The sequence below is a fragment of the Pandoraea sp. ISTKB genome (assembly GCF_001721285.1).
Lineage (GTDB): Bacteria > Pseudomonadota > Gammaproteobacteria > Burkholderiales > Burkholderiaceae > Pandoraea > Pandoraea capi.
Map to the genome: position 1 here is coordinate 1 of NZ_MAOS01000078.1, position 8,693 is coordinate 8,693.

Consider the following 8,693-nt stretch of genomic DNA (forward strand, 5'->3'; position numbering starts at 1 on the left):
CATCGCCTCATACCGCACGTGTGTCGCGGTAATGCCCGGGCGTCGCGGCCAGCAGTTGCTTGAAGGTCCGCTGAAAGTGCGCCTGATCGGCGAAGCCCGCATCGAGCGCCACCTCGGCAATCGCATGCCCACGACGCAATCGCGCCCGCGCGTACTGAATGCGCTGATTCATGAGAAACGCGTGCGGCGTGAGGCCGTACTGCGCACGAAACGCTCGCGTGAGGTACGACGCCGAAAGCCCTGCCGCGTCGCAAATCTGCGCGAGCGTGAGCGCTTCGCAGCAATGCGCCCGGATGAAATCTGCCGCGCGGCCGAGCTTGTGCGAATCGTCCCGCATCGGCTTGGGCGCTGGGTTCAGTCGCTCGTGCACGTCGATGAAGAACTGTTGCACGACGCTCTCGCGCTCCAGCCGGTCGCGCGACGCATCGGTGCAAACGTCGTAAAGCCGGTTCAGCCCGTCGTAGAGCGCCGGATCAGTCGATGACATCGGATCGAAGCGGTGCAGATCCTGCCCGTGCCCGAACCCGAGTTCGCGCTGTAAATCACGCAACCACTTCGTATCGACGAACAGCATTCGATAGGCCCACGCTTCGTCCCCGATGGGATTACAGGCGTGCACGGCGTCAGGGTTCATCACGACCACGCTGCCGCGTCCCACGGTCTCCCGCGCCCGCCCGTTGAGGTAGGTGCTGCGCCCGCCCGTCACCGCGCCGATGGAGAACGTCTCATGGCTATGCAGCGCGTAGCACACGCGACGTCCGTCGAGTACCTCACGGGCTTCGAGAAACGGGAGCGACGGATCACGCCAGAAGGTCGACGGATACGGGCACTCGATATTGGCGGCAACGGCGTGTGAGGGCTTCGGCATTAGCACTGAATTCAATAACGACAACGATTCGAACGGGATGTCCGGCGAGGCAAGCGGCGTAACCCGATGCGCTCCGATCTGACGAAAAGCATCGCGTCCTACGCCGCCGGCTTTCCGGTATCGGCCACCGCCGCATCCGGATCGATCGACAGTGGCGAGTTCGCGGGCGGCTCGGCTCCGCCGACCGCACCGGCCTCGACGTCGTCGAGCGGGCTGGTGCCGTCCGCTTCGGCCACGAGCCAGGCGGCAAGCGCGTCGCGCTGCGCGTAGGCGTCGGCCTCGCCAAGCGCGATGAGTTCCTGCGTGTAAGACGACTCGAACAGCAAGTAGCTCGCAAAGGCGGCACCGCGTTCGGCGTCGGCCCCGATGGCGCCGAGCATCGTGCGCACCGCGCGCGGCAACTGTTTCAGGTGACGTGCGGCAATCGGCTCCAGCCGTTGGCTCGGCGAAATCAGCAGCGTGTCGATGGGACGCCACCCGCTCGACTCGCGCTGCGCCTCGGGCACGTAACGCAGCACGTTGTTGATGTGCTGCAAGCGTTCCAGATCCGCCGACAAGCCGTCGATGAACACACTGGCCAGCGCCTGACCGCCGATCTGCGCGAGGCTCGGATAGCCGCCGATGCGCTCGCCGCTGCTGTCCAGCCCGTACTGCCCATGCGAGGCGCCGATGATGAGCACCCGCGTCGCGCCCAGATGGATCGGCGGACTGAGCGGCGCGATCTGCCGCATCGAGCCATCGCCGAAGTACTCCGGTTGTCCGTCCAGATCGAGTTCGATGGCGGGAAACAGGAACGGAATCGCGCTCGACGCCAGCAAATGCTCCACGGTCAGCGGCACGGCACGTGCCAGCCGCAGCGAACGCTTCCATGCCTGAATCGGCTCGGCGCTTTGATAGAAGGTGACGTGTTTGCCGGACGAATACGACAGCGCAGTGACCGACAACGCTTCGAGCGCGCCAGAAGCGAAAACTTCCGGCAGCCGGTCAAGACGGATCGCCTGACGCAGCATGTCGGCGAGCGGCGACCAGTCGAACAGCGAGCGCGGCGAGCGGCGCAACGCCCAGCCCAGCGAGAGGGCCGCGAGCCAGCGCGCGCCGGTCCCGGCCATGCCGAGGGAGTCGGCGCGGAACACCTGCCCCGCGTGAAACTGTCGCCAGACGGCATCGAGCTTCATCACACCGTGCTGGAAATCGTCGGCGTGCGACGCGAGCGCGGCGGCATTGATGGCGCCGGCCGAGGTGCCGCACACGACAGGAAACGGGATCGCTCGCCGCGACGGCAGGACCTCGCGCTGAATGGCGGCAATCGCCGCGAGCACGCCGACCTGATACGCAGCGCGTGCGCCGCCGCCCATCAGGACGAGACCGGTACGTTCGCCTGAGATCATGGGGCCTCCTCCTGCCTTCGCTCTCGTTGTGCTTTGTGTCGCGTCAGCCGCGTGTGCCGACGGATCTCGCCGTCAACGCCGCTGTCGTCTCCCCGTGCAGCTATCCCTTCTCCGTCCTTGCAGTCCTGCACATGCGTCGATTCGCCTGTTCGGTGATTCGCCGGGCTTGCGACAATCGTCAACGATCATTGGCAATCCTCGCCGCCCGACGGCGCTCACCACTTCCAGGCGGTCTGCTTGCCCGTCGCGGCCGGCGCCTTGGCCGCCTTGGCTACCTTGTCCGTGACTTTGTCCGCTGCCTTTGCCGACGTCCCGGTGGTGGATTTCGACGATGTCTTGGCCGACGTCTTCACGGCCGCCGATTTCGCGGGCGTCTTCTTGCTGGCCGGCGCACGCTTTGCGGCCGTCTTGCCAGCCGTTTTCGTCGCAGGCTTCTTCGCGGCGGCGCCAGTCTTTCCGGCGGTTTTGCCAGCGGTCGACGACGATCCCGCAGCCACTTTCGACGCGCCAGTCGCAGCATGCGTCGCCTTGGTGGCCGCTTCGGACATCTGCGCTGCTGCGGCTTCCGTCATCTGCGCGGCCGAGACACCGGCGGCTTGTGCCGCGGCGGCAATCTGGTCGAATTGCGCCCGCATCGCGTTGAACCACATCGACGGGTCAAGCGCGCCGTAGGCGCTGCTCGCCTGGGCGAACGGCGACGACGAAGCACCTGCGCCCTGCGGTTCGGCGTCCGGCTCGGCTTCCGTCTCCGGCGGTGCATCCGACTCATCCGACTCAGCCTCGCTTGCCGACGGCTCGGGCGCGGGTTCGACGTCCTGCGCCGGTTCCGGCGTGGCGAACGGCGAACGCCAGAAGTTCGACGCACTGCTATCGCTCGTGTCAGCAGCGCCGGCGTCCGATGCGCCTGCCGCCCCTGTCGTACCCGTCGCGCCAAAGCTGCCCGTACCGAAGGCGCGTAGCGTAGCGTACGTCGCGCGCTGCACTTCGAACGCCTGAATGGTCGAGCGCAGCACGTTCAGATTCAGCGTGAGCCACTGCTCGACGGCGCGCATCTCGGCGATACGGTTCTCGATTTCGTTGGGATCGAGCAATGGCGCGGCGCTCTGCATCAATTGCGTCAGCGGCGAGGTGAAAGTCGCGGGCGGGCTGAAGGCCTCCCACATCTTCTTGAGAATGTCGAAGCCGTTCGGCATGGCACTCGTCGAATCGCTCATTACGATCTCCAGTCACGGTCGGGGACGCACGGCTTGCCGGCCAAGCCAGGCGCACGGGGCGTATGGCTATCGATCATACGCCGAGCTTGCGCCAGTGGTGTGTCAAAAAGGGACGGTCGGCAGGGGCGTCCCGAGCGGCGGCAGAGACTGCACGCGGGCGGCCACCGAAAGGGACGGAAAGACGCCTTCAGAAAGGCGCGTCCCCGCCGAAGTCCGGCGCACGGCGCTCACGCAACGAGGCGATGCCTTCGCGCACGTCCGGGCCGGCGAATCCCATGAATTCGAGTGCCAGCGACGCATCGAACGACGGCCCGGCACTGCGCAGCCAGTTGTTGAGCGCGTACTTCGTCCAGCGAATCGCCGTCGTCGAGCCGCGCGCGAGCTTGTCGGCGACTTCGAATGCCTTGGGCAGCAGGTCCGCCTCATCGACCGTGAGCGACACGAGCCCGATGCGCTCGGCCTCCTCGCCCGTCACCGGCTCGCACAGCAGCAGGTAGTACTTCGCCTTGGCCATACCGCACAGCAGCGGCCAGACGATGGCGGCGTGATCGCCCGCGGCTACGCCGAGACGCGTATGCCCGTCGATGATGCGCGCCGTCTTCGCCGCGATCGAGATGTCTGCGAGCAGGCCCGCCACCAGTCCTGCGCCGACGGCCGGGCCGTGCATCGCCGAGACGATGGGCTTGCTGCAATTGATCACGTTGTAGACGAGGTCGCGCGCTTCGCGCCAGACTCGGGCGCGCACAGCGAAATCGTCGGCCATGTCTTCCACGAGCGACAGATCGCCGCCGCCGGAGAAACCCTTGCCCTCGCCACGGATCACGACGGCACGCGTCTCGGTGTCGCGGTCAATGTCGCGCCACACGTCGGCCAGTTCCTGATGCATGCGGTGGTCGGCCGTCGACAGACCGCTCTTGTTCGCGCCGGCGCCCATGATGAGTTCGAGCACGCCGTTCGGATGCCGCTTGAATTGCAGCGACTGATAGTGTTGATACGGGTCTTGCGACATGGCTTACCGCTCCAAAAAAATATCCCCGCACAGGCGGGGATGGAACAGCGGCACCGACACAGGCCAGCGCCGCCGACGGTCAACAGGTCGATGCGAGCGGTCGGTATCGTCTCGTACCGTCTCGCATTCAGAGGGTCGTCATCGACATTACGGCGCAATCACCCACTTGCCGTTCTCGATCTTCACCATCACGCGGGCGCGCTGGTCGAGGCCGAGGTGATCGGTCGGGCTCATGTTGACCACGCCGTTCGAGACGTGGACATCCTTGCTCGTTTCCAGCGCGTCGCGCAGGGCCTTGCGGAATTCCGGCGTGCCCGGCTTGGCATTGCTCTTGAGCGCGATCGGAATCGCACGCTGGAGCAGAATGCCGGCGTCCCAGGCATACGAGCCGAAGGCGGCCACTTTGCCGGCGCCGTACTTGGCGTCGAACTTCTTGATGTAGTCGAGCGCCACGGCCTTGGCCGGATGATCGTTCGGCAGTTGCGACGCCACGAGCACCGGGCTGGCCGGCAGGTACGTGTTGTTGCAGTCCTTGCCGCACACGCGCAGGAAGTCGTTATTGCCCACGCCGTGGTTGTGATACACGAGGCCCTTGTAGCCGCGCTCGGCGAGCGCCTTCGGCGGCAGCGCAGCCGGCGTGCCCGCGGCACCCACGACGACGGCATCCGGGTTCTGCGCCATGATCTTGAGGATCTGGCCGGTCACGCTCGGGTCCGTACGGGCGAAGCGCTCGCTCGCGACCATCTTGATCTTGTGCAGGGCCGCGAATTTGGCGACTTCTTCATAGAAGGCTTCGCCCAGCGCGTCGCCCTGACCGATGAAGGCCATCGTCTTCACGCCGTGACGGCTCGCATGCTCGGCGATGGCGGAGGCCATCTGCGCGTCGGTCTGCGGGGTCTTGAACATCCAGTAGCGCTTGGCGTCGACCGGCTCGATGATGCGCGCGGACGAGGCCAGCGAGATCGTCGGCGTGGTGCCGGCAGCGATCACGTCGAGCATCGCCAGCGTGTTCGGCGTGATCGACGAGCCGATGATGGCGTCGACGTGGTTCTCGGAGATGAGCTTCTTGGTGTTCTGAACGGCGGTCGTCGTGTCGGACGCGTCGTCCAGCACGATGTAATCGACCTTCTCGCCGCCGATTTCCTTCGGCAGCATGCTGATCGTGTCGCGCGCGGGAAGGCCGAGCGAAGCGGCGGGGCCGGTGAGCGAGATGCTCACGCCAATCTTGACCTGAGCGGCAGCGCCGCCGGCCAACGCCAGCAACATCGCACCCAGCAGGGCAGTGCGCACGGGGTTTCGCATGGAAAATCTCCTGGTCTGGCCGGCGCTGGTGTTGTTCTCTAACGCCGGTGTCTCAGGACGGACACCGCGCGCCGCGCTGGCGAAAGTTAGGGCCGGGGCGCGAACCTGCCAGGCAGGCGCACCGACTCAAGGAGACAAAGAATAGCGGAGCCAGAATTCCCCGCCATATCCGGGTTCACCCTATGACGTTACCCCCTGACACCCCGCAAAGCCTTGCCGGGAAAGGCGTTCGACCCGGTTCATTTTCCCGTCCGGGCGGTCGGGCGTGCGGCCGTGTCGGCACGCATCGATCACGTGAAGCGACACAAGACCGACATCAGACCGACACAGCCGACGACGAACCTCCTGGGCGACGAGGCCAATCAAACGCCGCCGCTTACTCGTCCAGCGGGGCAACCGCCTGATCGATGGCACCGAAGATCGTCTTGCCCTGCGCGTCGAACATCTCGATACGCACCCGGTCGCCGTAGCGCATGAAGGCGGTCTCCGGCGCGCCCTTCTCGATGGTCTCCAGCATGCGCTTCTCGGCGATACAGGCGCTGCCCCGGCTACGGTCCTTGTTCGAGATCGTGCCCGAGCCGACGATGGTCCCGGCACGCGCGTTGCGCGTCTTGCACACGTGCGCCACCAGTTGCCCGAAGTCGAACACCATGTCCTCGCCGCACTCCGGTGCGCCGAACTTCTTGTCGTTCCACTTCACCGTGAGCGGTCGATGCACGCGGCCCTCGCGCCACGCGTCGCCCAACTCGTCGGGCGTGACGGCCACCGGCGAGAACGCGCTCGCCGGCTTGCTCTGGAAGAAGCCGAAGCCCTTGGCCAGTTCTGCCGGAATCAGGTTGCGCAGGCTCACGTCGTTGACCAGCATCAGCAGACGCACGCCTTCGAGTGCACGCGCCGGGCTCGCCCCCATCGGCACGTCGGACGTCACGACCGCGACCTCGGCTTCGAAGTCGATGCCGAAGTCTTCCGACGCGCAGACGATGTCGTCCGTCGGCCCGATGAAGTCGTCGCTGCCGCCCTGATACATGAGCGGATCGGTCCAGAACTCGGGCGGCATTTCAGCACCGCGCGCGCGGCGCACCAACTCGACGTGGTTCACATAGGCGGAGCCGTCCGCCCATTGATACGCCCGCGGCAGCGGCGCCATGCATTCGGCGGGGTCGAACGCGAACGTGTTGCGCGCACGGCCATGGTTCAGCTCGGTGTAGAGCGAGTGCAGTTGCGGCGCGTAGAACGTCCAGTCGTCGAGCACGCGTTGCAGCGTGGGGGCGATGGCGTCGGCAATGCAGGCGGTCGACAGGTCGCGCGAGACGACGATCAACTGGCCGTCGCGGGTGCCGTCCTTACGGGTAGCGAGTTTCATGGCAATGGAGTCTGCGAGCGGGTTCGGGGTTCGGACCGGAGGAATCGGACAAGTCGTGTCTCGGGCACGAGGCCCGATAGAATGACGCTTGAAGCCGAGGATTCTACCCGAGGGCATCGCCGGCGACGGCCGGGAAGATCGGGCGGCCACGATAACAATGACAGAGACACATGACAGCGCCTGAACACGACAACACGACGGATCACGACAGCCTTCACGATCACGGCGCCCGCAATGAGAGCGACGAGAGCAACGAAGGCAGCGCCGCCGCGCCCGACGAGGAGAAGACCCGCTCGGGCATCCAGTCCATTGAAGTCGGCTTTCGTCTGATCGAAGTGCTGACCGAAGCGTCGAACGCGATGATGCTGCGCGACCTCGCGCACGCTGCCGGCATGAACCCCGCCAAGGCGCACCGTTATCTCGTGAGCTTCCAGCGGCTCGGACTCATCGTGCAGGACCCTGTGAGCGGACGTTACGACCTCGGCCCGTTCACGCTGCGCATGGGGCTCGCACACCTCGCCCGGATCGACGCCTTCAAGGCCGCCCGCTTCGCCCTGACCGAACTGCGTGACGCCATCGATCAGACCGTCGGCATCGCCGTGTGGGGCAATCAGGGACCGACCGTCGTGCATTGGCTCGAATCGACCTTCCCGATGCGCGTGCCGCTGCGGCTGGGCGACGTCATGCCCATGCTCGAATCCGCCGCCGGACGCCTGTTCGCGGCCTATCTCCCCGCGCGTCAGACGGCGCCGCTCATCGATGCGGCGCTGGCCGATCTTCAGCATGCGTCGCGTCACCATCTGCCCGCCACACGCGCGCAGTACGATGCCGTGCTCGACGACGTGCGCGCCCACCGGGCGTCGCGGGTCGAGGGCACGGTGCTCCCATCCGTCAACGCCTTCTGCATGCCCGTGTTCGATGCGACGGGACAACTCGTGATGGGCCTCATGGCACTCGGTCCCGAAAGCCGCTTCGATGCGAGCTGGGGCGGTCCGATCGACACAGCACTGCGCACACTCGCCCAAAACCTGTCGGCCGACCTCGGGCATGCACATGCCCCCGGGAACCGGCGTTGAGTGAAGCGCCGCGGCGCGGCACGAAACCCGGGCCGACGCGTCGCGAACGCTCCCGAACGGGCGCTGTCGAACCGAGTTCATCTCAATGTGCGATCCTGACGTTCTGACGTCCCGACTCATCGATTCTCGTGTCTTCGCGCCCGCCCAGCTCGTCCAATGCCTCTCGCCACGCCGCCGCCGACGTGACGCCGAACCCGGTCGGCCCTGACGCGCCCGGGGATTCGGCGCAATCGCCGCGCGCGCCGAAGGAAACCAGGGGACAGAAAGGGCCGAAGGGACAACGGCCGCCGAAATTGCCGAAATCGCCAAAGGGCCCGAAAGGCCCGCGCAGACGCTGGGGACTGTGGATGGGCGTGTTGGCGGCGGTTTTCGTCGTTCATCTGCTCATCGCGCTATGGGTCGCCAGCCATCGCACGATGATCGACGACACGCCGATTCCGAGCATTCCGATCACGCTCATCCCGCTCAAGCCG

At 66.1% G+C, this 8,693-nt stretch carries 7 protein-coding genes; 1 reads left to right on the forward strand and 6 read right to left on the reverse strand.

What is annotated here, in order from left to right; translation table 11 throughout:
- Positions 1–7 precede the first annotated feature (7 nt).
- The 6 genes from A9762_RS25000 to A9762_RS25025 form a co-directional block, all read right to left on the reverse strand.
- Positions 8–868 (reverse strand): AraC family transcriptional regulator, encoded by an 861-nt coding sequence (locus A9762_RS25000; protein WP_069344688.1) that lies wholly within the window; start codon positions 866–868, stop codon positions 8–10.
- 98 nt (positions 869–966) lie between these two features.
- A complete protein-coding gene (locus A9762_RS25005; protein ID WP_069344689.1) occupies positions 967–2,256 on the reverse strand; it encodes a patatin-like phospholipase family protein in 1,290 nt (429 codons plus the stop codon).
- A gap of 215 nt (positions 2,257–2,471) precedes the next feature.
- Positions 2,472–3,470, reverse strand: coding sequence for a PhaM family polyhydroxyalkanoate granule multifunctional regulatory protein (locus A9762_RS25010; protein WP_069344690.1), 999 nt, complete (start codon positions 3,468–3,470; stop codon positions 2,472–2,474).
- A 187-nt stretch (positions 3,471–3,657) separates the two neighbouring features.
- Complete coding sequence (locus A9762_RS25015) at positions 3,658–4,479, reverse strand: enoyl-CoA hydratase/isomerase family protein (RefSeq protein WP_069344691.1); 822 nt, start codon at positions 4,477–4,479, stop codon at positions 3,658–3,660.
- 147 nt (positions 4,480–4,626) lie between these two features.
- Positions 4,627–5,781, reverse strand: a complete 1,155-nt coding sequence (locus tag A9762_RS25020) for an ABC transporter substrate-binding protein (protein ID WP_069344692.1) — start codon at positions 5,779–5,781, stop codon at positions 4,627–4,629.
- A gap of 376 nt (positions 5,782–6,157) precedes the next feature.
- Positions 6,158–7,144, reverse strand: coding sequence for a fumarylacetoacetate hydrolase family protein (locus A9762_RS25025; RefSeq protein WP_069344693.1), 987 nt, complete (start codon positions 7,142–7,144; stop codon positions 6,158–6,160).
- A 170-nt stretch (positions 7,145–7,314) separates the two neighbouring features.
- Between A9762_RS25025 and A9762_RS25030 the strand changes: the two genes are divergently transcribed.
- On the forward strand, positions 7,315–8,220 hold the full coding sequence (locus A9762_RS25030) for an IclR family transcriptional regulator (protein WP_083254281.1): 906 nt from the start codon (positions 7,315–7,317) through the stop codon (positions 8,218–8,220).
- Positions 8,221–8,693 lie beyond the last annotated feature (473 nt).

Coding starts and splice junctions, on each gene's coding strand:
- A9762_RS25000 (WP_069344688.1), bottom strand. CDS start 868: ATGCCGAAGCCCTCACACGCCGTTGCCGCCAATATCGAGTGCCCGTAT.
- A9762_RS25025 (WP_069344693.1), bottom strand. CDS start 7,144: ATGAAACTCGCTACCCGTAAGGACGGCACCCGCGACGGCCAGTTGATC.
- A9762_RS25020 (WP_069344692.1), bottom strand. CDS start 5,781: ATGCGAAACCCCGTGCGCACTGCCCTGCTGGGTGCGATGTTGCTGGCG.
- A9762_RS25010 (WP_069344690.1), bottom strand. CDS start 3,470: ATGAGCGATTCGACGAGTGCCATGCCGAACGGCTTCGACATTCTCAAG.
- A9762_RS25005 (WP_069344689.1), bottom strand. CDS start 2,256: ATGATCTCAGGCGAACGTACCGGTCTCGTCCTGATGGGCGGCGGCGCA.
- A9762_RS25015 (WP_069344691.1), bottom strand. CDS start 4,479: ATGTCGCAAGACCCGTATCAACACTATCAGTCGCTGCAATTCAAGCGG.
- A9762_RS25030 (WP_083254281.1), top strand. CDS start 7,315: ATGACAGCGCCTGAACACGACAACACGACGGATCACGACAGCCTTCAC.